The 21,996-nt window shown below is 69.4% G+C and carries 28 protein-coding genes; 11 read left to right on the top strand and 17 right to left on the bottom strand.

Annotated features, from left to right (window positions below; translation table 11 throughout):
• Positions 1 to 680: 680 nt before the first annotated feature.
• Complete coding sequence (locus ABD156_RS04275; protein ID WP_344266748.1) at positions 681 to 1,055, bottom strand: DUF5997 family protein; 375 nt, start codon at positions 1,053 to 1,055, stop codon at positions 681 to 683.
• 44 nt (positions 1,056 to 1,099) lie between these two features.
• Here ABD156_RS04275 and ABD156_RS04280 point away from each other — a divergent pair, with 44 nt between their 5' ends.
• Together ABD156_RS04280 and ABD156_RS04285 are read left to right on the top strand one after the other, a co-directional pair.
• On the top strand, positions 1,100 to 1,840 hold the full coding sequence (locus ABD156_RS04280) for a LysR family substrate-binding domain-containing protein (RefSeq protein WP_344266751.1): 741 nt from the start codon (positions 1,100 to 1,102) through the stop codon (positions 1,838 to 1,840).
• A 19-nt stretch (positions 1,841 to 1,859) separates the two neighbouring features.
• A complete protein-coding gene (locus ABD156_RS04285) occupies positions 1,860 to 2,654 on the top strand; it encodes an SDR family NAD(P)-dependent oxidoreductase (RefSeq protein WP_344266754.1) in 795 nt (264 codons plus the stop codon).
• Here the strand turns inward: ABD156_RS04285 and ABD156_RS04290 are convergent.
• A complete protein-coding gene (locus ABD156_RS04290) occupies positions 2,648 to 3,520 on the bottom strand; it encodes a CPBP family intramembrane glutamic endopeptidase (protein WP_344266757.1) in 873 nt (290 codons plus the stop codon). The genes ABD156_RS04285 and ABD156_RS04290 overlap by 7 nt on opposite strands.
• Positions 3,521 to 3,543: 23 nt before the next feature.
• Entirely contained in the window at positions 3,544 to 3,726 is a 183-nt protein-coding gene (locus tag ABD156_RS04295) for a hypothetical protein (protein ID WP_344266760.1), read from the bottom strand.
• Between the two features lie 136 nt (positions 3,727 to 3,862).
• Here ABD156_RS04295 and ABD156_RS04300 point away from each other — a divergent pair, with 136 nt between their 5' ends.
• Together ABD156_RS04300 and ABD156_RS04305 are read left to right on the top strand one after the other, a co-directional pair.
• Complete coding sequence (locus ABD156_RS04300) at positions 3,863 to 5,110, top strand: sensor histidine kinase (protein ID WP_344266763.1); 1,248 nt, start codon at positions 3,863 to 3,865, stop codon at positions 5,108 to 5,110.
• The gene (locus ABD156_RS04305; protein ID WP_344266766.1) at positions 5,098 to 5,751 is read left to right on the top strand and encodes a response regulator; all 654 of its coding nucleotides are present in this window, start codon (positions 5,098 to 5,100) and stop codon (positions 5,749 to 5,751) included. Before ABD156_RS04300 ends, ABD156_RS04305 begins: the two co-directional genes overlap by 13 nt.
• Positions 5,752 to 5,991: 240 nt before the next feature.
• Here ABD156_RS04305 and ABD156_RS04310 read toward each other — a convergent pair whose 3' ends face one another.
• Positions 5,992 to 6,132: a hypothetical protein gene (locus ABD156_RS04310; protein WP_344266769.1), complete on the bottom strand. Its 141-nt coding sequence runs from the start codon at positions 6,130 to 6,132 to the stop codon at positions 5,992 to 5,994.
• On the bottom strand, positions 6,129 to 6,365 hold the full coding sequence (locus ABD156_RS04315; protein ID WP_344266772.1) for a hypothetical protein: 237 nt from the start codon (positions 6,363 to 6,365) through the stop codon (positions 6,129 to 6,131). The genes ABD156_RS04310 and ABD156_RS04315 overlap by 4 nt, the downstream gene beginning before the upstream one ends.
• Before the next feature lie 236 nt (positions 6,366 to 6,601).
• Here ABD156_RS04315 and ABD156_RS04320 point away from each other — a divergent pair, with 236 nt between their 5' ends.
• Positions 6,602 to 7,291, top strand: coding sequence for a TetR/AcrR family transcriptional regulator (locus ABD156_RS04320; protein ID WP_344266775.1), 690 nt, complete (start codon positions 6,602 to 6,604; stop codon positions 7,289 to 7,291).
• Positions 7,292 to 7,354: 63 nt separating this feature from the next.
• Here the strand turns inward: ABD156_RS04320 and ABD156_RS04325 are convergent, their stop codons facing one another.
• Positions 7,355 to 8,185 (bottom strand): SAM-dependent methyltransferase, encoded by an 831-nt coding sequence (locus ABD156_RS04325; protein ID WP_344266778.1) that lies wholly within the window; start codon positions 8,183 to 8,185, stop codon positions 7,355 to 7,357.
• A 147-nt stretch (positions 8,186 to 8,332) separates the two neighbouring features.
• On the opposite strand from ABD156_RS04325, the gene ABD156_RS04330 reads away from it, so the two are divergent.
• Together ABD156_RS04330 and katG are read left to right on the top strand one after the other, a co-directional pair.
• On the top strand, positions 8,333 to 8,764 hold the full coding sequence (locus ABD156_RS04330; protein WP_344266781.1) for a Fur family transcriptional regulator: 432 nt from the start codon (positions 8,333 to 8,335) through the stop codon (positions 8,762 to 8,764).
• Positions 8,765 to 8,795: 31 nt separating this feature from the next.
• Positions 8,796 to 11,024 carry a catalase/peroxidase HPI gene (katG, locus tag ABD156_RS04335; protein WP_344266784.1) on the top strand — a complete coding sequence of 743 codons (2,229 nt, stop codon included), beginning with the start codon at positions 8,796 to 8,798 and terminating at the stop codon, positions 11,022 to 11,024.
• Positions 11,025 to 11,102: 78 nt separating this feature from the next.
• Here the strand turns inward: katG and ABD156_RS04340 are convergent, their stop codons facing one another.
• The 4 genes from ABD156_RS04340 to ABD156_RS04355 all read right to left on the bottom strand — a co-directional run bounded on the left by ABD156_RS04340 (position 11,103) and on the right by ABD156_RS04355 (position 13,409).
• On the bottom strand, positions 11,103 to 11,999 hold the full coding sequence (locus tag ABD156_RS04340) for a C1 family peptidase (RefSeq protein ID WP_344266787.1): 897 nt from the start codon (positions 11,997 to 11,999) through the stop codon (positions 11,103 to 11,105).
• A 237-nt stretch (positions 12,000 to 12,236) separates the two neighbouring features.
• A complete protein-coding gene (locus ABD156_RS04345; RefSeq protein ID WP_344266790.1) occupies positions 12,237 to 12,914 on the bottom strand; it encodes a TetR/AcrR family transcriptional regulator in 678 nt (225 codons plus the stop codon).
• A gap of 49 nt (positions 12,915 to 12,963) precedes the next feature.
• Positions 12,964 to 13,104, bottom strand: coding sequence for a hypothetical protein (locus tag ABD156_RS04350; protein WP_344266793.1), 141 nt, complete (start codon positions 13,102 to 13,104; stop codon positions 12,964 to 12,966).
• Positions 13,105 to 13,133: 29 nt separating this feature from the next.
• Positions 13,134 to 13,409 carry a hypothetical protein gene (locus ABD156_RS04355; protein WP_344266796.1) on the bottom strand — a complete coding sequence of 92 codons (276 nt, stop codon included), beginning with the start codon at positions 13,407 to 13,409 and terminating at the stop codon, positions 13,134 to 13,136.
• Between the two features lie 22 nt (positions 13,410 to 13,431).
• On the opposite strand from ABD156_RS04355, the gene ABD156_RS04360 reads away from it, so the two are divergent.
• The 3 genes from ABD156_RS04360 to ABD156_RS04370 are packed head-to-tail and all read left to right on the top strand — an operon-like array spanning position 13,432 to position 16,453.
• The gene (locus ABD156_RS04360; protein WP_344266799.1) at positions 13,432 to 14,598 is read left to right on the top strand and encodes a sensor histidine kinase; all 1,167 of its coding nucleotides are present in this window, start codon (positions 13,432 to 13,434) and stop codon (positions 14,596 to 14,598) included.
• Positions 14,595 to 16,049, top strand: coding sequence for a BTAD domain-containing putative transcriptional regulator (locus ABD156_RS04365; RefSeq protein ID WP_344266802.1), 1,455 nt, complete (start codon positions 14,595 to 14,597; stop codon positions 16,047 to 16,049). Before ABD156_RS04360 ends, ABD156_RS04365 begins: the two co-directional genes overlap by 4 nt.
• Entirely contained in the window at positions 16,046 to 16,453 is a 408-nt protein-coding gene (locus tag ABD156_RS04370; protein ID WP_344266805.1) for a VOC family protein, read from the top strand. Before ABD156_RS04365 ends, ABD156_RS04370 begins: the two co-directional genes overlap by 4 nt.
• On the opposite strand, the gene ABD156_RS04375 is transcribed toward ABD156_RS04370, so the two are convergent.
• The 7 genes from ABD156_RS04375 to ABD156_RS04405 form a co-directional block, all read right to left on the bottom strand.
• A complete protein-coding gene (locus ABD156_RS04375) occupies positions 16,431 to 17,297 on the bottom strand; it encodes a hypothetical protein (RefSeq protein WP_344266808.1) in 867 nt (288 codons plus the stop codon). The genes ABD156_RS04370 and ABD156_RS04375 overlap by 23 nt on opposite strands.
• Positions 17,294 to 17,602, bottom strand: a complete 309-nt coding sequence (locus ABD156_RS04380; RefSeq protein WP_344266811.1) for a type VII secretion target — start codon at positions 17,600 to 17,602, stop codon at positions 17,294 to 17,296. Before ABD156_RS04380 ends, ABD156_RS04375 begins: the two co-directional genes overlap by 4 nt.
• The gene (locus ABD156_RS04385) at positions 17,599 to 18,006 is read right to left on the bottom strand and encodes a YbaB/EbfC family nucleoid-associated protein (protein ID WP_312872147.1); all 408 of its coding nucleotides are present in this window, start codon (positions 18,004 to 18,006) and stop codon (positions 17,599 to 17,601) included. Before ABD156_RS04385 ends, ABD156_RS04380 begins: the two co-directional genes overlap by 4 nt.
• A gap of 29 nt (positions 18,007 to 18,035) precedes the next feature.
• Entirely contained in the window at positions 18,036 to 18,833 is a 798-nt protein-coding gene (locus ABD156_RS04390; protein ID WP_344266818.1) for an ESX secretion-associated protein EspG, read from the bottom strand.
• Positions 18,830 to 19,156 carry a hypothetical protein gene (locus ABD156_RS04395; protein WP_116203433.1) on the bottom strand — a complete coding sequence of 109 codons (327 nt, stop codon included), beginning with the start codon at positions 19,154 to 19,156 and terminating at the stop codon, positions 18,830 to 18,832. Before ABD156_RS04395 ends, ABD156_RS04390 begins: the two co-directional genes overlap by 4 nt.
• A 25-nt stretch (positions 19,157 to 19,181) precedes the next feature.
• Positions 19,182 to 20,333 (bottom strand): WXG100 family type VII secretion target, encoded by a 1,152-nt coding sequence (locus ABD156_RS04400; protein WP_344266824.1) that lies wholly within the window; start codon positions 20,331 to 20,333, stop codon positions 19,182 to 19,184.
• Between the two features lie 88 nt (positions 20,334 to 20,421).
• The gene (locus ABD156_RS04405; protein ID WP_344266827.1) at positions 20,422 to 20,961 is read right to left on the bottom strand and encodes a PadR family transcriptional regulator; all 540 of its coding nucleotides are present in this window, start codon (positions 20,959 to 20,961) and stop codon (positions 20,422 to 20,424) included.
• 71 nt (positions 20,962 to 21,032) lie between these two features.
• On the opposite strand from ABD156_RS04405, the gene ABD156_RS04410 reads away from it, so the two are divergent.
• The gene (locus tag ABD156_RS04410; RefSeq protein ID WP_344266830.1) at positions 21,033 to 21,971 is read left to right on the top strand and encodes a hypothetical protein; all 939 of its coding nucleotides are present in this window, start codon (positions 21,033 to 21,035) and stop codon (positions 21,969 to 21,971) included.
• Positions 21,972 to 21,996: the final 25 nt, after the last annotated feature.

A 21,996-nucleotide genomic window follows, 5' to 3' on the forward strand; every position in this document is an offset into this window, starting at 1 on the left:
ACCATCACCACCACGCCCACGCGGCATGAAACCCGGTGTCCGGTCCCCGGGGGAAACCTCAGTGCTGACGGTTCGGGGGTGCTTGTCAAGGCGGGAAAGATGCCTTGACAAGCACCCCCGAACCGCAGGGAGGCTTCGTATCGGGGTTGGGGGAGGGGCTGGGTGCCTCGATCGTTGGGTGCGCTGGCTGCGGTTGGGTGGGTGGTGTGCGCGGCTGAGTGGCTGGTTGTGTTGGGTTCGCGGGTGGGGTTTAGCGCCCCAATGTGGCATTGGGTGCATCTGACGCACCGAACGCCACATTGGTGCGTGCGGCGCACCGAATGCCACATTGGGTGCAGGCGACGCGCCGAACGCCGCATTGGGTGCAGGCGACGCAACCAATGCCGCATTGGGTGCATCTGGTGCACCGAATGCCACATTGGGTGCGTGGGATGCACCGAACGCCGCTTTGGGTCCGTGGGATGCACCGAACGCCGCTTTGGGTCCGTGGGATGTGCCGGAGGCCGCGTTGGGTGCATCGGCGGCGGTGGGCGGTCCGTGAAGGGCCCCTTGAGGGAATCCAAGTACGTGAAGGAGCCCCTCACGGCAGATCGCGGTTGTGAGGGGAACCCTGAGGGAATCAGAGTCCGTGAAGGTTCCCCTCACGGACTTCGGCGCGCGAGCGAGGTCCGAAGTGGACGTTATTCGGGCTTTTCCGCGTTCAGGCGGGCGGCTTCGCGGCGGACTTCGGCTTGCGTTTCGCGTTCGTGCTGCAGCCAGGTGGGGTTGTCGGACTTCAGCGCTTCGATCTGGTCCGTCGTCAGGGCCTCGGTGACGCCGCCTCGGGCCAGGCCGCCGATGGAGACTCCCAGTTTCGCGGCTACCACCGGGCGCGGGTGCGGGCCGTTGCGGCGGAGGTCGCGCAGCCATTCTGGCGGGTCGGTCTGCAGGGCGTTCAGTTCGTCGCGCGAGACGGCGCCCGCGCGGAACTCTGCGGGGGTGGCTTCGAGGTAGACGCCCAGCTTCTTCGCTGCCGTCGCCGGCTTCATGGTCTGGGGGGTCTTCTGCGCCGTCATGCCCACCAGCGTAACCGGCGACCCCGCGCCGGTAGCCTTGCCACGTGACAGGAGCCGACCAGGCCTCGGCGTTCCGGCTCGCCTACGTTCCGGGTGCGACCCCCGCGAAGTGGGTCCGGATTTGGGGCGAACGCAATCCCGAAGTGCCGCTTGACCTGGTCGCGGTCACTGCTGCCGAGGCCGCAGACGCGGTCCGCGAAGGTCGTGCGGACGCGGCGTTGCTGCGGTTGTCCGAGGATCGCGAAGGTCTGCACGCGATCCCGCTTTACACCGAGACCACTGTGGTCATCGTTCCCAAGGAGCACCTGGTCGCGGCGGCTGACGAGGTGTCCATTGCGGACCTCGCGGACGAGCTCGTGCTGCATCCGCTCGACGATTCGCTCGGCTGGGACCAGCTGCCCGGCAAGCCCGCGCTTGAGCGGCCGGAGACGACGGCGGACGCGATCGAGCTGGTGGCGGCGGGGGTCGGCGTGCTGCTGGTGCCGCAGTCGCTCGCTCGGCTGCACCATCGTCGCGACCTTACGTACCGGCCGGTCGCGGACGCGGTGCAGTCGCGCGTCGCGTTGTCTTGGCCGGAGGGCGAGACCGGCGAGCTGGTGGAGCAGTTCATCGGCATCGTTCGCGGGCGCACGGTGAACAGCACCCGCGGGCAGCAGGAAACGCAGGCCAAGACGGGCAAGGCGGCACCGGCGAAGAAGAAGCCGCCGCAGCAGCAGCGCGAACCAGCTCGTCGGCGGAATACGCCCAAGCCAGGCGGGCGGGGCAAGCCTCGTCGGCGTCGTTAACGCTTTAAGGGGAGAAGCTGTGGATCTCGGGTTGAGGGGCAAGTGCGCGGTCGTCACGGGCGCTAATCGCGGGATCGGGCTGGCGGTGGCCGAGGTGCTCGCGGCGGAGGGGACGGACCTCGCGCTCGTGGCCCGGGATCCGGAAACGCTCGCGGCGGCGGTGGAAAGCGTCGGCAGGCACGGTACGAAGGTCATCGCGGTGCCCGCCGACACCACTGACGACGCTGCGGTCGCGGCGATGGCGGAACGAGTCTCGACGGAGTTCGGCGCGGCGGACATCCTGGTCAATTGCGCGGCTCCGGCGTCGAGCGGGGTCCGGACGCCGCTCGACGACCTGCGTGACGAAGACCTGCGCACCGAGATCGAGACCAAGGTGCTCGGCTACCTGCGGTGCGCCCGCGCGCTCGCGCCGGGGATGCGGGAGCGCGGCTGGGGCCGGATCGTGAACGTCAGCGGGCTCAACGCGCGGATCGCCGCTTCGACGTTCGGTTCGATTCGCAACGTCGCGGTCGCGGCGATGACCAAGAATCTCGCCGACGAACTGGGGCCGCAGGGTATTACCGCGACGGTCGTGCATCCGGGCTACACGGTGACCGAGCGGACGCCGGAGAAGTTCGCCGAGATCGCCGCGATGCGGGGGATTTCGGTGGCGGAGCTGGAAAAAAGCCTCGCCGCGGGAGTGAGCATCGGGCGGTTGGTGACGGCCGCCGAGGTGGCGGACGTCGTGGCGTTCCTGGCGTCTCCGCGCAGCGTCGCGATCAACGGCGACGCCATCGCGGTCGGCGGCGGTGTCCCCGGGCAGATTTACTACTGAGCCGCTTGGAGTTCCCGCGCCGGGCGGGGGTAGCCGAGACGGCCCCTGGTCGCGGCGAGCAGGATCAGGGCGGCGGCGGCGAACGCGGCGAACAGCAGGTGTTCGGCGATCTTCGGGTCCGCGCCGGGGAACAGTTCTCCCCAGGCGACGGACAGGTAGTTGTTGATCCCGGCGTGCAGCAGCAGCGCGATCGGCAGGCTTTCGCCGCTGCGGTTGAACACCCACGTCATCACGAAGCTGATCGCGATGGCGGTCGCGACGAATTCCAGCACCGACCAGACCGTCACGTCCGGCCAATGGCCCCATTCGGTGAAGAACAACGGCAGATGCCAGACGCCCCACAGCGGACCGAGGATCAGCGTGCCGCGCAACGGGCCGTACTTCGGCTGCAAATGCGGCAAGGCGAAATCGCGCCAGCCGGGTTCTTCGGCGAGGCCGGTGGTGATCACTTGCAGGACGAAACCCAAGGCCCACACCAGGATCAGCGACGCGGCGGGGATTCGGAACGACCCGGCGAAGGGCAAGCTGGACAGCGTCAGCACGACCGGAACGGCGAAAAGGGCGAGTGCGTACCACCGCCAGTTCACCCGCCAGCGCAGCAACCGGCCGGCCCACGCACGCAGTCCGGGACGGCCTTCGGCGAGGGCGGTGACGAGGAACGCCGCGAAGATCGGGCCTAGGTAGGCACCGGGGAGCATGCCAAGGATTTGTGTCGTGCCGAGTACCGGCGGGAATCCGAAGTGGACGGTGCCGAGTCCATTGTCCGAGAGCACGTAAGGGATCCACGCGAGCCAGCTCAGTGTGATGGCGAGAGTGAAGAAGGTCGTGATCGGGTGGCGTGCGACGAGGGCGCGCAGGGTGGTCATGGGTGGTGGTCCTTTGTGGAGGCTCAGCGGCGGGTGCGGTAGTTCGCGATGAGGGCGATGCCCGCGGCGAGGGTGACGACGCCGAAAACGGTGCTGAGTATGAGGTTGACGCCGAGTGCGGAGGTGATGGCGTTGGCTGCGGCGCTGAGTGCCAATACGCCCCACAGGAGAGGCCGGGTGCCTTGGCGGGCGGGTGTTTTCGTCATGCCGGGAACGCTACGAATCGGGGCTCGCCGCGACGATCCCGTGCGCGGGAGGATCTAGGTACAGCAGGCTGTACTTTCGCGCCGCACAGCGGCAGCGGGGCGGATTTCTCGGCTAGGGTTCGGCGCAGGAGGTGCGATGGCAACCGCAGGCGAACCTCGGCCGCGTTCGTGGACTGTGCGGGTCCGGGCTGCTCTCGACGCGTTGGAACACCTCGTCGGCGGGATCGGTACCTCGGTGCTGGCGTTGCTGGTGCTGCTCGGAGTGGCCGCGGTCGCGGTGCTGTGCCTCGTGGGCGTCGGATTGCTGCTGGCACGGCCGATGCTGAGCGTCGTGCACGCGGTCGCCGACCGGGAGCGGATCCGGCTCACCGCGATGAAACCCGACGTCATCAGTCCCGGTCCGGGGCCTGAACGGCTCGGTGCGGCGCTGCGCGACCGGACGGTGCAGCGCGAAGTGCTGTGGGTCGCGGTGCACGGCCTGGCGGGGTTTTTGCTTGGCTTCATCGCGCTGACGATCGTGCTCAATACCGCGCGCGACGGGCTTTTCCCGCTCTACTGGTACCTGCTGCCGCCGGACGACGCGACGGCCTCGCTCGGCTGGCAGGTGCACAGCTTGGCGGAAGCGCTTCCGGTGTCGCTGCTCGGCGTCGCGTGGGCGTTCCTTTCGGTGGCGCTGCTGCCCGCGATGGCACGACTGCACGCATTGCCCGGCCGACGGCTGCTTCCAGCGGGCTCGGACGCGGACGTCACGCTGCGGATCGCCCACCTCACCGCCACCCGCGCCGCCGCGCTCGACGCGCATTCCGCCGAACTGCGCCGTATCGAGCGGGCGCTGCACGACGGCACGCAGAACCGGATGGTCGCGGTGAACGTCCTGGTCGGCGCGGCTCGTCGGGCAGCCGCCCGGGGTTCGGCGGACGTCGACGAGATCCTCGGCCGCGCGCAGGACGCCACCGAGGCCGCGCTCGCCGAATTGCGTGCGGTGGTCCGCAGTATTCTGCCGCCCGTGCTGGCCGACCGGAGTCTCGCCGACGCGTTGACCGCGCTCGCCGCGGACTGTCCGGTGCCGTGCACGATCGACGCCGATCTGCCTGGCCGGTACGCCGTTTCGGTGGAGGCGTCGGTGTATTTCGTGGTCGCGGAGGCGCTCACGAACGTCGCCAGGCACAGCGGCGCCCGCGGCGTCGAGGTGGTGTTGCGTCGGCAGGACGACGTGCTCCACCTCCGCATCACCGACGACGGACGCGGCGGCGCTGCCGAAACCGGCGGCTCGGGGCTCGGCGGGATGCGCCGCCGGATCGAGGCGCTCGACGGAACTTTCGCGCTGGCGAGCCCCGCCGGCGGACCGACCACGCTGACTGTGAGCCTGCCATGCGGATTGTGATCGCCGAGGACGACCCGTTGCTGCGCGAAGGACTCGCGCTCCTGTTGCGCGCGGAAGGCCTGGACGTCGTCGCGACCACCGACAACCCGGCCGATTTCCTTGCCGCGGTGGACAAACACGAGCCGGACACCGCGGTCGTGGACGTCCGGATGCCGCCGACGCACACCGACGAGGGCATCGTCGCGGCCGTCGAAGCCCGCCGGCGGCGGCCGGGCCTGGCGGTGCTGGTGCTGTCGGCGTATGTCGAGCAGGCCTTCGCGACCGACCTGCTGGGCAGCGGCAGCGCGCGGCTCGGGTATCTGCTCAAAGAACGCGTCGGGCGGGTCACCGAGTTCATGGAAGCGCTGAACCGGGTGGCAGGCGGCGGGACGGCGATCGACCCGGAAGTGGTGGCGCAATTGCTGACCCGCACGCGCGCGGATTCCGGATTGGAACGGCTCAGTCCGCGAGAACGCGATGTGCTGGCGCTGATGGCGGAGGGTTTGGGAAACGGCGCGATCGCGGAACGGTTAGTGGTGACTGACGGCGCGGTGCACAAACACATTCGGAGCATTTTCGCGAAACTGGATTTGGCTCCGGACGACAGCGCGGATCGGCGGGTCACCGCGGTGCTGCGGTATCTGGAGGAAGCGCGCCGTTGATTCTTTGCGTAACGCCGGATGAATCCGTGAGCATCTGGCGATACGCGGCAAGGATCACCCGGCGCAGGGCGAAATACCCCGCGTGCACCGAGGTTCCGCGCCGCGCAGTTCACCCGGACGAGTGCAGTATCGAACGCGCAAACCGGTGACACCGAAGTGGCCTAATCGCGCCCTCCCGCCGGGATGCGGGCGCGCGCGAGTACCGCACCGGAGAGCCGGTGCGGCGATCAGGAACGGCGGTTACTTGCCGGAGCCCGCCTTCTTGGCCTCGTCCGTCCCGCCCTTGCCGCCTGCCGGAACGTCCTCTTCGGACCAGTCCAGCCCGGCCTCGGCGACCACGCCGTCGAAAATCGGGGTGGCCACGGCCTGCTCGCCGCTCATGACGCGCTCACCACGTCGATGATCGCGTCGGCCGCGATCCACTGCGGGTTCGCGTCTCTCGCCTGGCCGTCGACCTGGACCGGGACCCAGGTGACTGCTGTCGCGTCGTCGGTGACCGGGGCTCCGGTGACCACCCCGCGCCTGCACAGCTGCCGCCTGCCGGTGCGCTGGCCGACCAGGTAGGTGACCCGGTGGCCGGTGGACAGTTCGGGCCGGTGCTGTTCGCCGTCCATGTGTTCCTCCCTGCACGCCACCCTTGTGGGCGACGCTCGCTTCATCGACGCGACTCGCTCCCCGCGTGCCGATGACGCACTCCCGGTCCATGATCTGGGTCACACCGAAGCAACTGCCACTCGGAAAGCGACTGCTACATCGAGGCAACGCCGACCACCGACAGTCATCCCTCTATACCCAAAGTAACAGGTACAGCGCCGTATCCAGTATGTGACCCGGCGATACACTCGCGCGGATGACGTCCTCAGGTACTCCGCCCGACGGGCGGGCCACCCGGTGGGCAGGGCAGCGGGAACGCCGGCGCCGGGAATTCGTGGAAGCCGGGATGCGCGCGATCGCCCGATACGGGCCGGAGGTGTCCACCGAGCAGATCGCCGACGAGGCCGGCGTCGCTCGCACGCGCATTTACAAGCATTTCGCCGACACCGCGGATCTGCAGCGCGCTATCGCATTGCGCGCCGCGGAAATGATCGGCGCGCAATTTTCGCCGTTGTGGGGAGTTAATGGCACCCCGCGCGATATGGTGCACGCGACGATCGGCGCGCACATCGAATGGCTTTCCGAACACCGCGAGCTTTACCAATATCTGATGCGCCAGTCGGTGACCGGGCCGCGCGACGTCGTCGCGGACGTCAAAACCGCGATCGCGCGACAGCTGACCGTGCTGTTCGAGTACTACCTCGGCCTGTTCGGCGCGGACCAGCGGGTCGGCGAGACCATCGCCTACGGACTGGTCGGGCTGGTCGAATCCAGCACCGCGCACTGGCTCGAAGCACCGCGCGGCATCGACCGCGACGATCTGCGCCAGCTGCTCGCCCGCTGGGTCTGGTCGATCCTCGACGACACCCTGCGCACGGTCGGGGTGGCGCTCAACCCGGATTCGCCGTTGTCCGAGCTGGATTTCCGCACCGTCGAACGTCCGTGAAGGGCCCCTTGAGGGAATCAGATTCCCTCAAGGGGCCCTTCACGGACAGTCAGGCGAGAAGCGTCAGGCCTTCCGGCCGACCGCGCCCGCGATGCACTCCTGGACCTGGTTCAGCGGCTGGTACCGCGGGCCGTCCGGCCACCAGTCCTCGCACAGCACCAGGCCGGGGTCGACCAGTTCGGTGCCGCCGAACATCCGCCCGATCTGCTCCCACGTGCGGAAGAGGCCGCTGCCCATCGGGCTGTGCGTGAACTTCTCCTCCATCCGCCGGGCGATCTCGCTGTGCTCGGGCGTCTCCGGGTCGAGGAAGTGCGCGACCACGACGAACGACCCGGACGGCAGCGCGTCCACGTAGGTCTGCATCATCTCCGCGTAGTCGTCGCCGAGGTAGTGGTGCAGGGTTCCGTTGTGCAGCAACGCGATCGGCTTCGTCCAGTCGAGGAACTCGCGCGCGGTCTCGTTCCGCAGGATCTGCTCGGGCTTGAAGATGTCCGCGTCGATGAAGCGGGTGTTCTCGTTTTCCTCGAGCAGCGCGCGCCCGTGCGCGAGGACCACCGGGTCGTTGTCCACGTACAGGACGCGGGCCTCCGGGATGATCCGCTGCACGACCTGGTGCGTGTTCTCCGCGGTGGGCAGGCCGGAACCGCAGTCGAGGTACTGGGTGACCCGGCCCTGGGTGGCGAGGAAGCGGCAGGCGCGGATGAGGAAGTTGCGGTTGGCCCAGGCGAGGTCGGCGACCTCCGGGGCCACCGTCGCGACCTGCTCGAGCACCCTGCGGTCGATCTCGTAGTTGTTCGTGCCGTTCAGCGCGGCGTCGTACACCCGGGCGATGCTCGCTCGCGTGATATCGACCCCGACCGGGTGCGAACTGGGCGATTCGACGGCCTCGGTCATTTCTGGCGTCACCTCGGATGTGTCGGGCGTCTCTTTGGCCTACTCACAGTAGCCCGCCGGCGCTGTCAAGCGACCGCCAGGAGGAGGACAACCGGAGTGGGTGACAGATTCTTGATTCATTCCAGAAAATCCGGCAGACTCCGGGGCATGCCGACGACCACGGACTTCGAGCAGCTGCTGCGCGGAGTGCAGTTGCGGATCACGCGCCCTCGGGTGGCCGTGCTCTCCGCGGTGCACGCCAACGCGCACGCGGACACCGAATCCGTCATCGGCATGGTGCGCGCGGATCTCGGCGAGGTTTCCCACCAGGCCGTCTACGACGTGCTGCGCGCGCTGACCGAGGCGGGGCTGCTGCGGCGCATCCAGCCGCCCGGTTCGGTCGCGCGGTACGAGGCCCGGGTGGGGGACAACCACCACCACGTCGTGTGCCGTTCGTGCGGCGCCATCGAGGACGTCGACTGCGCGGTCGGCGAGGCTCCCTGCCTGACCGCTTCGCAGACGCACGGTTTCGTCGTCGAGGAGGCCGAGGTCGTCTACTGGGGCCGCTGCCCCGACTGTTCCGCCGCTGTGAGTTCCTGAGCAAGACCAAGATTCCCCGGAAGGATTTCAGTTGTCCGAATCGCTTGACTCCGTTGCCGACGACCACACGGCGGGATGCCCGGTCACCGGTCGCATGGGGTACCCCTCCGAGGGCGCCGCGAACCGTGACTGGTGGCCGAACCAGCTCAACCTGAAGATCCTCCGGAAGCACGCCCCCGCGGCGGACCCGATGGACGGGGACTTCGACTACGCCAAGGCGTTCAAGAGCCTCGACCTCGACGCGCTGGCCCGCGACGTCGACGCGCTGCTCACCACGTCCCAGGAATTCTGGCCCGCCGACTTCGGCAACTACGGCCCGCTGTTCATCCGGATGGCCTGGCACAGCGCCGGCACCTACCGGATCGACGACGGCCGCGGCGGGGCGGGCGGCGGCCAGCAGCGGTTCGCGCCGCTGAACAGCTGGCCGGACAACGTCGGCCTGGACAAGGCGCGCCGGCTGCTGTGGCCGGTCAAGAAGAAGTACGGCAAGCAGATCTCGTGGGCCGACCTGATGGTCTTCGCGGGCAACCGCGCGCTCGAGACCATGGGCTTCAAGACCTTCGGCTTCGCCGGCGGCCGCGCCGACGTGTGGGAGCCGGACGAGGACATCTACTGGGGCCCGGAGCGCACCTGGCTCGGCGACGAGCGCTACAAGGGCGACCGCGAGCTGGACAACCCGCTCGCCGCGGTCCAGATGGGCCTCATCTACGTGAACCCGGAAGGCCCGAACGGCAACCCGGACCCGATCGCCTCGGCGCGCGACATCCGCGAGACGTTCGCCCGGATGGCGATGAACGACGAGGAGACCGTCGCCCTCATCGCCGGCGGCCACACCTTCGGCAAGACGCACGGCGCGGGCGACGCGGACGCGAACGTCGGCCCGGTTCCGGAGGCCGCCCCGATCGAGCAGATGGGCCTCGGCTGGAAGAACAGCTTCGGCAGCGGCAAGGGCCGCGACCAGATCGGCAGCGGGCTCGAGGTCACCTGGACCCCGACCCCGACGCAGTGGAGCAACTGGTTCTTCCACAACCTGTTCACCTACGAGTGGGAGCTGACCAAGAGCCCCGCGGGTGCGCACCAGTGGAAGCCGAAGAACAACGCCGCGCAGGGCACCGTGCCGGACCCGGAGAGCGGTGAGCTCAACCGCGCGCCGAGCATGCTGACCTCGGACCTGGCGCTGCGCTTCGACCCGATCTACGAGCCCATCTCGCGCCGGTTCTACGAGAACCCGGACCAGTTCGCGGACGCTTTCGCCCGTGCCTGGTACAAGCTCACCCACCGCGACATGGGCCCGATCCAGCGCTACCTCGGCCCGCTGGTGCCGCAGGAAGAGCTGATCTGGCAGGACCCGGTCCCGGCCGTCGACCACGAGCTGGTCAACGACGCGGACGTGGCGGACCTGAAGGCGAAGGTCCTCGAGTCGGGCCTTTCGGTCGCGCAGCTGGTGTCCACCGCGTGGGCGTCGGCCTCGACCTACCGCCACAGCGACAAGCGCGGCGGCGCGAACGGCGCCCGCATCCGCCTCGAGCCGCAGCGCGGCTGGGAGGTCAACGAGCCCGACGAGCTGGCTCAGGTGCTGCGCACGCTCGAGGGCGTCCAGGAGGCGTTCAACAGCGCGCAGACCGGCGGCAAGAAGATCTCGCTCGCCGACCTGATCGTGCTGGCCGGCGCTGCCGGTGTGGAGAAGGCGGCGAAGGACGGCGGCGTCGACCTCACCGTTCCGTTCACGCCGGGCCGCACCGACGCGACGCAGGAGCAGACCGACGCGGACTCGTTCGCGCCGCTCGAGCCGAAGGCCGACGGGTTCCGCAACTACCGCGGCAAGGCCGACCCGCTGCCGTCGGAGTACCTGCTGGTGGACAAGGCGAACCTGCTCAACCTGAGCGCGCCGGAGATGACCGTGCTGGTCGGCGGCCTGCGCGTGCTGGGCGCGAACTACCAGAACTCGGCTGCCGGCGTCCTCACCGACCGGCCGGGCACGCTGACGAACGACTTCTTCGTCAATCTGCTCGACATGGGCGCGGAGTGGAAGCCGGCCGACGGCGAGGGCCCGCACGCGGAGTCCTTCGAGGCCCGCGATCTCGCCACCGGCGAGGTCAAGTGGACCGGCACCCGCAACGACCTGGTGTTCGGCTCGAACTCCGAACTGCGCGCCGTCGCCGAGGTGTACGGCAGCGACGACGCCAAGGAGAAGTTCGTCCGCGACTTCGTCGCCGCGTGGCACAAGGTCATGAACAACGACCGGTACGACCTGGTCTGAGTTTCCTGATCGGCTGACCGAGAAAAGGGCTCCTTGCGGGAAATCCCGCAAGGAGCCCTTTTTCTTGCTGCTGAGGGGTCAGCTCTGGACGAGCTTGCCCATCGCGTTGACCTCGTCGACGTCGCCGGTGCTGAAGAACGACCACGGCACGGTCACGAAACCGCTTGCGCCCCAGCCGGATCCCCAGCTGTTCTCGATCTTCACGCCCTGGTCGTTGTAGGCCACGATGGTCACCTCGTGCCCGCCGACGACCGGGTCGCTGCCCGAGTCGCCGGGCAGGTACGAGTAGTCGCTCGCGGTCGAGGAATCCAGGTTCATGAAGCTCTGGTGCACATTGAACCCGATCGCGACCGGCTCGCCCTGGGAAATGGCGTTCTCGATGTCGGACCGCGCCGCGTCGCCGCTCGACGACAATTGCGTGTAGCCGGACAGCTTGTAGTGCGCCGCATTCGACTTTTCGTTCTGGTCGGGCTGGGTGGTGTAGTCGAAATCGCCCTGCCAGTAGTCGGATTTGGTGTCGATGCCCTGCTGCTGTTCCATCGGCAGCGCGACGCTCGCCCAGGTGCCCTGGTCGTTGCCTTTGGCGATCTGGCTGTAAATGAACATCGGGGCCATCGGGCCGCCGGTGATGCCCTGCTCGTTCATCAGCACGCCGTAGCCGGTGTAGCCGGTGGCCCAGGTGACGCACGAGCCGACCTGGCCCTGGTCGCCGGGGGCGTTCGCGTACTGGGTGAGGTCGCCGCTGGAGGGCAGTTCGGCCGTGGCGCGCGGGTGCACGGGGAGCGCGGAATTCGCGTGGGCGTGCATCCGGGACTGCGCGGCCTTCAGCCCGGCGACGTTCAGCCCGAGGCCGTGCTTGAGGTGCTGCGGGTGGTGCTGGGCGGCGGCCGCGGTGGCAGGGGCCGCGCCCATCGCCGCGGCCAGGCCGGCCGCGGCGAGCAGGGAAACGAGTGCGGACGTTTTTCCGATCTGCATCCTGGTACTCCTTTGGACATGCAGAAAAAGAAAGCGGAAAGGGTGGGGAGGTGGATCCGACCACGACAAAGGTAGATCGGCGGAAATTTTCCGGGAACCTACGAAAGGAGGGACCGCATCAACTGCCGAATTGAGGCGGATCGATCAAGCGGACATTGCGCCCGTTAACGCCGCTATTCCGGCGTACTGGTCCATTATGGACCCTTGGGAAACGCGTTCCCTTGAGGTCTGAACCAATTATTCGGGGAGCGGGGTCGTGCGCGCGCCGTTGAGAAGAGCGTCGATCGCCCACTGGGAACGGGCGTCTCCGTTGCCGGAGAACAGATTCCCGCTCGCCGCGACAATGTTCGGATGCGTCTCGGGAGAGAGGCCGCGGACGGTTTCGGCGAGCGCGTCGTGCTGTTGCCGCGCGCCCGGGCGGTCCTTGCGGGTGCTGTGCTCCACCGCGCTGGCCGTGGCGACGAGCAGCAGCAGGTCGACCGTCCACGCGGCGGGGCCGGACGGCACCCCGGCTTCGGCGAGCAGGCCGAGCACGGTGTCGACGATGGCGAGGTAGTTCGGCCCGTTCAGCGGGGTCACGAGCGCGACGCGGGCGAGCCCGGGGTGGGCGTAGAGGACGTCGCGGTAGGTGGACACGACTGTCCACAAGCGACTCCGCCAGTCTTCTTCGGAGGCGGTCGTGGCGGTGACTTCGCCGAGGAGTTCGTCGAGCACGGCGGCGTGGAGTTCGTCGGTGTCGCGGACGTAGACGTAGAGCGAGGCTGGGCCAGTGTCCAGTTCCTTCGCGAGCCGCCGCATGGTGACGCGCTCGGCCCCTTCGCGGCGCACGACGTCGAGAGCGGCCGCGACGATGCCTTCGCGGCTCAGCGCGGGCTTGGCGGGACGCTCCCGGCGGTTGTAGCCACTCGCGGTCATCCGCCCATGGTAGGCGCACGCCGCCCGAACGGTCTGGACCTTGGCCGGTCTACTCGGCGAGCACGCTGTCGAGGGCGGGCTGGACGTCGGTCCGCAGGACGGCGCCGAGGTAGACCGCCGCGACTCGTTGCTGTTTGTCGACGATGAGCGAGATCGGCACCGCGGCCAGCGGGAGGCCGCGCAGTCCCACGGCGACGCGGCTGGAGTGGGCGGTGGCCTTCAGCGTGTCCGATTCGGCAAGGTGCGGCCCGCGCTAGACGCCCAGAGGTTCAGCAGGACGACCTTCCCGGAGTGATCGGCGAGCGAGATGTCCTTGCCAGGCTCGCGCAGGCGGTGATCCTCGAGCTTCGCTACCTTTTTGCGCTGCGGCACGGGATACTGGACGGTCGTGCGCCTGCCCGACGAGACGAATTCGAAGGTATCCGATTGGCTGACCGCGCCTTTGCCGGTCGCGCACGCGGCATCGTATCGCCGATACACCCGGCGGCTTCGCATGCGGTTTTCTAGGCTGAACCCCGTGTGGGAAACAGCGAGGGACCGGCTCCGGGGCCGGCTGGCGGACGGTTTGGCCCAGTCCGGGCTCACGCTGCCCTGGTGGGTGCCGATGGGGACGACCGCCTTCACGGTGATCGGGCTGGTCGTGGCGGTCGGGCAGCGGGTCGGGCCCGCGCTGCCGGTCGCGATCGCCGGGTTTCTGCTGGCCACGTCGTCGTCGCTGCTGTTCGCGTTCACCGGGCGGCTCGCGCCGTCGTGGCTGAAGGCGCTCGGGATGCTCGCCGGGATCGGGCTGCTGCTGACGTATCCGGTGGTGCCGGACTTCGCGCCGATGCCGTTGGCCGTGCTCACCGGCGAGCTGGGGTCCATCGCGACGGCGCGGGTCGCGTTCGCGGCCACCGGCGGGGCGGTCGCGCTGCTCGGGGCGGCCGCGTTGACGGTCGGGCTCGTCGGGTTCCCGGTGTACACGCTCGCGGTGGTGGTCGGGATGGCCGCCGGGTTCATGCTGCGCTGGTACGTGCGCGCGCTGGACGCCGAGCGCGGCAAACAGGAGGCCGTGCGCGAACAGGCGCGGCTCGGCGAGCGGCAGCGGATCGCGCGCGAGGTGCACGACGTCGTCGCGCATTCGCTGAGCATCACGTTGCTGCACGTCACGGGCGCGCGGCACGGTTTGCGCACGGATCGTGACATCGACGAGGCCGTCGCGGCGCTCACCGAGGCGGAGCGGATCGGACGGGCGGCGATGGCCGATATCCGCCGCACGGTTGGATTGCTCTCGCAGGAGTCGGCCGGGACGCGGCCGTTGCCCGGTGCGGGCGACATCGCGGAGCTGGTGGCCGAAACGTGCGCGGCCGGGCTGGTCGCGGAGTACGAACTGGAGGGCGACGTGACCGCGGTCGACAATACGGTGGGGCTGGGGCTCTACCGGATCGTCCAGGAGTCGCTGGCGAACGTGGTCAAGCACGCCCCGTCGGAGAAGGCGTTGGTACGGCTGGAGATCAGCGCTGAGGATGCCCGGCTGACTGTCCGCAATGGACACACCGGCACCGCGCGCAATTCGGGCGGTTCGGGGTTGGCGGGCATGACGGCGCGCGCGGGTCAGCTCGGCGCGCGGCTGACTGCCGGACCCGAGGGCGGCGAGTGGGTAGTCGACGTGACGGTGCCGCTGGCGCGCGAGGCCGTGTCGTGACCGCTGCGTCGGAGGAAATGCGGGTTTTGCTGGTCGACGACCAGGAATTGGTGCGTTCCGGGCTGCGGTTGATCCTGCGTCGTCGTGACGGGTTCGTGGTGGTGGGGGAGTGCGCGGACGGAGACGAGGTCCCGGCCGCGCTCGAAGCGGCCGGCCGGGTCGACGCAGTGGTGATGGACCTGCGGATGAAGCGAGTCGACGGCATCGAGGCGACGCGACGGCTGCGCGCGTCCGGCCCGCGGCCGCCGGTGCTCGCGCTGACCACGTTCGATGATGACGAGCTGCTCGCCGGAGTGCTGCGCGCGGGCGCGGTCGGGTACGTGCTGAAGGATTCCCCGGCGGAGGATCTGATCCGCGCGGTGCGGGCGGTCGCGATGGGCGAGGCGTGGCTCGATCCGGCGGTCACCGGACGGGTGCTCACGACCTATCGCCAGGCGGCTTCCGATCGCCCGGCGGTGCCGTCCGGATTGTTGACGCCGCGTGAACTGGACGTGCTGACAGCGGTCGCGCGGGGGCTGACGGACGCGGAAATCGCCGGAACGCTGGGGATTTCCGCGAGCACGGTCGAGGCGCATTACGAGCGGGTGTGCGCGAAACTCCGCCTCCGCGACCGGGCGGCGGCCATCGTGTACGCCTTCGACCACGGCCTGGTCACTCCCGGCGCGGCTCCGGCTCCGGCCGGTCCGGACTCGTTGCGGTTCAGCGTCCTCGGCCCGCTGCAGGCGTGGCGGGGGCCGAACCTGCTGGACCTGGGCCCAGTGCGGCAGCAGGCGCTGCTGGCGGCGCTGGTGTTGCGCCCCGGCGAGACGGTCAGCCCTGGCGAGCTGCTCGACGGCGTGTGGGGCCTGGAACCGCCGGGCACCGGTGGCCGGGTGGTGCCGGTGTACGTGCATCGACTGCGGAAATGCCTGCGTGCCGTCGGTGAGCGGACGGAAGACTCGGTCATCGGCAGCGATCGCGGCGGATACCGCTTCGCCCGGGAGCGAGTACGGCTGGACGTCACCGAGCTGACCGACCGGATCTCGGAAGCCGCGACCGCCACTCACGGCGGCGATCCGGCCGCTGCGGTCGATGCTTACGCCGGTGCGCTGGCGTTGTTCCACGGCGAGCCGTTGGCCGGGTTGCCGGGCCCGTTCGTGGAGGGGGAGCGGCTGCGGCTGACCGAGCGTCGGCTGACGTTGGTGCAAGAGAAAGCCTTGCTGCAGCTGAAATTGGGGCGGACCGACGAGGTGGTGCACGAGCTGTCGGCGCTGCTGGCGGTGCATCCGCATCGGGAGCCGCTGGCGGTGTTGCTGATGCGGGCGCTTCATGGCGGCGGCCGCCGGGCGGACGCGCTGGCGGTGCATCGGCGGATGCGGGAACGGCTGCGGACGGATTTGGACGTCGAACCGGGGGCCGAGCTGGACCGGGAGTTGCGGGTGGTGCTCAGCTCGGATCGGGGTCCCTCGTGAGTGCGCACGGGACCCTGCACCATGTCGAGTTGTGGGTGCCGGACCTCGGCCGCGCGGTCGCGTCGCTGGGATGGCTGCTGGAAGAGCTGGGATATCAGCAGTTCCAGGACTGGGCGGCTGGCCGCAGCTGGCGGCTCGGTCCGACGTATCTCGTGGTCGAGCAATCCCCGGCGCTGACCGCGGACCGGCACGACCGCTGCCGTCCGGGGCTGAACCACCTCGCATTTCACGTCAAGGACGCCGCGACGGTCGAGCAATTGGCCGCCGACGCCGCCCGGCACGGGTGGCAGCTGATGTTCCCGGAGAAACATCCCCATGCGGGCGGCGCGGCGCACTATGCCGCGTATCTGCAGAACGACGACGGCTTCGAGGTCGAACTCGTCAGCTCTGCTGGGCAGTGCTGACCGGAGTGCGCGAGCTGTATTCGTCCGAGTCCGAGCCCGAGTCCGGGTACCGCGAAGAAGCCGGATAACGCGACGAAGAATCCGAAGAGCTGGAATCCTCCCCGGAACTGCTCTTCGACGCCTCGCTCAACTTCGTCATCAGCTGCGTAGCCGCCTCCAGGCCCTGAGTCACTGAGGTGATCAGCTGCAGCAAATTATCCGAATCCGACAGCAAAACCCCGAGCTTCTGCGCGATCTGCCCGCCGTACTGCGTAGCGATCGCCACCGCCTGCGGGATTGCCGCGGCGATGCTCGCGCCGAACGTCGCCTGCGCGGCGGCGAACGCCTGCGTCATCAGCTGGATAATCTGCCCGACGGCCTCCGAAATGAGCCCGCCGACCTCCTGCTGCGCCTTCGCGACCACCTTCCCCGCGCCAGTAGCCGCCTTGGCCATCGCGATGCCCGCCTGGCCGACCGCCTCGACGCAGTCCGCGTGCTGCGAGCTGTTGTCGCGGTAGCTGGAAGCCGAAGAGCCGTTCCACCCCGACGTTTCCGGTCCCGCCGACTGCCGGTAATCGTCCGCGACGGACGACACCTGCTGGCCGCCGCCTTCCATGCCCTGAGAGTGCGACGACACCGAATCCGGGTTGCCCTGCAGCTGTTTCAGCGGTTCTTCCAGGAACCGCACCAGTTCGGTGATCATGCCGAACCCGGCCGACGTCAGCGCGGCGAGCGGGTCCTGCGACGCGCCGAGCAGGTCGAGCGCGGTGGTGGCGCCGCCGAGCCCGGCGGAAACCCAGTCGTGGTTTTCGACTGCCTGCGTGGTGGTTTTCAGATCTGTCAGCAGCTGGCTGGAGTCGGTCACGGGAGCTCCTTCCCCGGCAGCGAGGCGGCGTTGCCCTGGTCGCGGCGTTCGTAGCTTTCCGCGGCCTGAGTCAGGTTCGCGCTCACCTTGTCCACAGTGGACGAAGCGTGCGACACCGCGTCGTTGGTCTTGCCGACCGCCGACTGCAGGCCCGCGGTGAGGAACTGCACGAAGACGCCGAGCGCCTGGTCGCCGAGCCCGGACGGGGCGCTGCGGGCGACATTGCCGAGCCGGTCGGCCAGATCGCCGACGGTGGCCGCGTGCCGGCGCAACTGCGCGGGGTCGACCTCGAAGCCGGCGGTCACGAGATGATCCCCGGGTTCGCGAAGTAGTCGTCTTCCTGGCGCGGAGCGGCGGGAGCCGCCTCGACCGGCAGGTTGTCGCGGACGAGCTGGAGGGCGGGGCCGTCGCCGACGTAGTCGGTCATGATGTCCACGACTTGAGCACCCGCCTGGCGGTGCGCGTCGTGCACGGTCGCGAGGATGAGCCGGGCGAGCGCGTCGGCTTCCAGCGCGCGGGCGGCGGGGCTCAGCCGCAGGTCGGTCAGCGCGCCGCTCGGGCCCACCTCGACCTCGACCTCGCCGCGCGGAGACGCCGCGCGGCCGCCGACGCGGCTGAGGCTCGCGCTCGCGGCCTCCGCGTTGGCCTGCATCCGGGACAGATTCTTCTGGTAGTCGGCGAGCCAGGCCGCCGAGTCTTGGATCGGCACGGAAGATCCTCCGGTCGTTTTCGGTGCGGTCATCGCGGCCGCCGCGCGGCGGTGGCCAGCTCGCCGAGGGCGAAGCGCAGGTCGGCCTGGCGCAGCGAGTTGACGCTGAGCCAGCCGTCGCGCGCGGGGTTGATCCGGACGCGGCCGCGCGGACCGTCCATCCAGGACAGTTCGCGGCCCTCCCGGGTGCGCCCGTCGCGAGTCGCGCCGAGCTGGCCGCGGCCGGTCAGCGGGACGACCAGGCCGACGAGGCTGTCCAGCGCCGCCGGGTCGCCGCCGCTGTCGCGAACGAGATCGCGCAAACGGTGGGCACGGGAGGTGTCGTCCTCGTCGTCGGCGAGCGCCATCGCCTCCTTGACCGCGTGCGCGGGCAGCGTGACCGGCATCGTGCGGGCCGCCTCCACCTGCGGGATTTCCGCGAGCACGGCGTCCACCAGCGCGGTCTCGTCCACTCGGCGCACCGACAGCGTGTCGGCCTCGAGCCGCTGACGGCAGATCAGCGCCGAGGACCGGTAAACGAGTGCGGTGACGGCGGTCGCCCCCTCGGCGTCCGCCACCACCAAATCAACGATGCCGCGACGTTCGCGCAGCGCGGTCACGGCTTCCGCGGCGAGGCCGTCCGGTCCGGATTCGTCGGCGAGCCCGCGCGCCCGCAGCGCCTGTCCGGCAGTGGCGAACAGGATCTCGCGCTCGCCCTCGATCCGGCCGTAAGACGGGACCTGCAACGGAAACGGCCAGCTCGCCCCGGCGTGCGCGGCCAGCAGGTCGGCCTCGACGAGTCCGATGTGGACGGTCTCGTCGCCGGTGCGCGGCAGCACGGCGGTCATTCGGCTTGCCGTTCGAGCCGCTGGAATGCTTGCTGCACCCCGGATTCGTGCTCCTGATAGCGCCGGATGCCTGCCTGCAGCGCCTCGTGGAACCCTGTCAGCTCGGTGTCGGCCGCACCCAGTTCGCCGGTCAGCCCAGCGTGTCCGGCGGCTTCGCGCAGCCGCTGCGCCAGGTGCAGCGCGGGCGGTGCGGTGCCGAGCTGCGGCAGCCGGTCGGCGAGCCGTCCCGCCGAACCGACGAGTTCCCCGGTCTGCTCGCCGAGCCTGCCCAGCGCGGCGACCTGGCGGTCCAGCGCGTTCGGGGCGACCTCGTGGCCGGTCATCGGGTGCTCCTGTCGTTCTTGTCGATCACAGCCCGATCACCGGGCTGATGGTCTTGTCTTCGGGATGCAGGAGCGGCTGGTCGAGCACCGGCATCTTGTTCTTGTGCTCCTCTTCCTCCTCCTGCGAGGCACCCGCGCCGCGGCCGGGCATCATGCCGTTGCCGCTGGCCGCGCGAGCGGCGGCCATCTCCGCCATCGCGGCGTTGCGGGCGAGCATCGCGCCCTCCATGCCGAGCGCGGAGCGAAGTCCGGCGGACAGGCCCGATTCGACCGGAGCCGCGGTGGTCAGCGCGCCCCACGGCATGCCGCTGCCCGCGCCGGATCCGGCTCCGCCGAGCGGACCGGCGTAGCTCGACGCACTGGTCGAATCGTCCGCGCCGTAGGAATCCGCGGTCGTCGACCCGGCGGGCGGCGGATTGATCGCGTGCGAACTCTTGTGCAGACTGGCTTCGTAGCGCTGCATCACGTGCACCGCTTCGGCTTTCTGTTCCGCCGCAGCGACATTCGAGGCGAACAGGCTCGCCCCGCCGCCCGCGACCGCGCCGATCGCCGCGCCCATCAACGCTCCCGGGCCGGCGCCGATACCACCCGCTCCGGCCCCGAGGATCCCGCCGATGACCGCGCCCGCACCCGCTCCGGCCGCCGCGGCGGCGACTGCGCCCCCAGTCGGGTCGCCTGGCGGCTTCGGCATGGTGTTGCGCGCTACGGCAAGCGAATCGCCCGCGTTCTGCGCCGCGCCGCCGACGGTCCCGGCGCGGTCGCCGATCCCGGACGCGCGGTCGCCGAGCGAGCCCAGCCGTCCGGACGCGCGTTCGGCGGCCTGCCCGCTCCAGTTCTCGTGCAGCGTCCCCTGCTGCGATTTGAGCGAATCGGCGTGCGTGCGCATTTCCGAACCGTGCCGCTGCCATTCCGCGGCGACCGTGCTGACGTCGCCGACGTCGGCCTTCTCCCACAGCATCTGGTACAGCTGCTGGTGCGTGTAAGCGTTCCAGTTGGTGCTGCCGGGCGGGACCGGGGCTCCGAAGTAGCCCTCCCACACGTTGCGCAGCGCCGACACCACCGGCCGGGCCAAATCGCCGACCGGCCCCGCCTTGTCGAGTCCCGCGAGCGCCGAGTCCGCCAGGTTCTCCACCCCGGCCGACGCGGCGTCGACCACTGATCCGGATTCTCCGGTCATACCCCCGCCTTCGCCTTTGCCCGGCCAGCTGCAGCCGGGCACCCGCGCACGGTAAGGGGCGGCGATGAAATCACGATGAAAGCTGTGATCACCGGGGCGGGACGAGGTCTCCGCTCTCCATCCGGTCCGCGGTGCGGGCGAGCCACGCGGCGTCGTGGCGGAGCCGGGAAACCAGGAAATGCGCCTCGATCATCTGCATTTCCGGCAAATCGGCGTTATCGAGCGTCGCGGAAAGCTCGCGGTGCTGGTCTCGGACCCGTTCGACCCGGTCTCGCAGCAGGGTGACCGCGCGCGCCGGCGGAAGCGCGCCGAGGTAGGCCAGCGCGATCAGGAACCGGGAGTCGAGGTTGGGGTCGGCGTCGCGGAGCTGCCGTTCGATCCGTTCGCGGAAATCGGCGAGACCGTTTTCGGTCAGCCGCACCGGTTGCGGCTCGCCGTCGCCGTCCGGTTCGACGAGCCCGTTCCGGGTCAGCGTGCCGACCAGCGTGTACACGGTCGACGTCTTCGGGTTCAGGAACGGGTAGCGCGTGCGGAGTTCGCGCAGGAGCGCGTACTGGTGGCGCGGGGTTTCCACGAGCAGGCCGAGCATCGGCAGCACTAGCGGGTTGTCGAGAGCGTTCGTCGGCACCGGACCAGGGTAGCGCACGCTAGTCGTATACGAGTACATTGCTCGTATACGACTACTGGAGAGGGATGGTCATGATCACCTTTGGCGTGTGGCCCGGCGTCGTGAGCAGGGACCTGGTGCGGCTGGAAACCTTCATCGACGCGCCGCCGGAGGACGTCGAACGGACCGCGGAAGCGTTGCGGGACCTGGCGAAGGGCACGGAACGGTTCTATGTCCGGTGCTATCGCCACTACCGAGGCCCGCATGAGCCGACGCCGCCGGACGCGGTGCCGTATCTCGGCGACGGGCGAGTGGTGGACTTCGTGCTCGGCTACGGCAGTCCCGAGGTCGACCCGAGCGGGTTCGCCGACGCGGTGCGCGCCGCAGTTCGCGAGGTCGCCGAGTTGGGCGGCGGGAAATTGCAGGTCTGCGAGGAGGTCAACGTGGCCGCGCCGCTGGACGGCGGCAGTCCTGGCTGTTACGAGGCGCTCGGCGCCGGGCTCGCGGCGGCGCTGGACGAGCGGGCGCGGCTGGGCGTCGACGTGGCGATCGGATTCAACGCCGCGGTCGCGCTGCCTGGCGATCCGTTTTGGGAAGCGGTGCGCTCGGCGGTAGACCCAGAAGTGCTGAATCGCATTGATTTTCTCGGCTTGGATTTCTTTCCGGACGTCTTCCGTCCAGTGCCCGCCGACGCATTGGCCGGTGCGGTGACCCATGTCGTGCGGTCTTTTCGCGAGTCCGCGTCGGCGATCGGCATTCCAGCGGCGGTGCCGATGCACGTTACCGAGACCGGTTGGCCGACTGGACCGGAGAATTCGGAGGAACAACAGGCGCGCGTGATGGAATCCGTCGCGCGCACGGTATTCGGGCTGGCCGGCGAGGTGGGTTTGGACACCTACGAGATTTTCGGACTGCGAGACGGGTTGTCGAACGGCCCTCGGGAAAACCGGTTCGGATTGCTGCGGGACGATTATTCCGCGAAACCGGCGTACGAGACGGTGAAACGGCTGATCGCCGAGTATTCGCGCTGACCCGAGAGGCCGCGAAAGATGGACA

The organism is Amycolatopsis albidoflavus (assembly GCF_039525725.1).
In the GTDB taxonomy this organism is placed as follows: domain Bacteria; phylum Actinomycetota; class Actinomycetes; order Mycobacteriales; family Pseudonocardiaceae; genus Amycolatopsis; species Amycolatopsis albidoflava.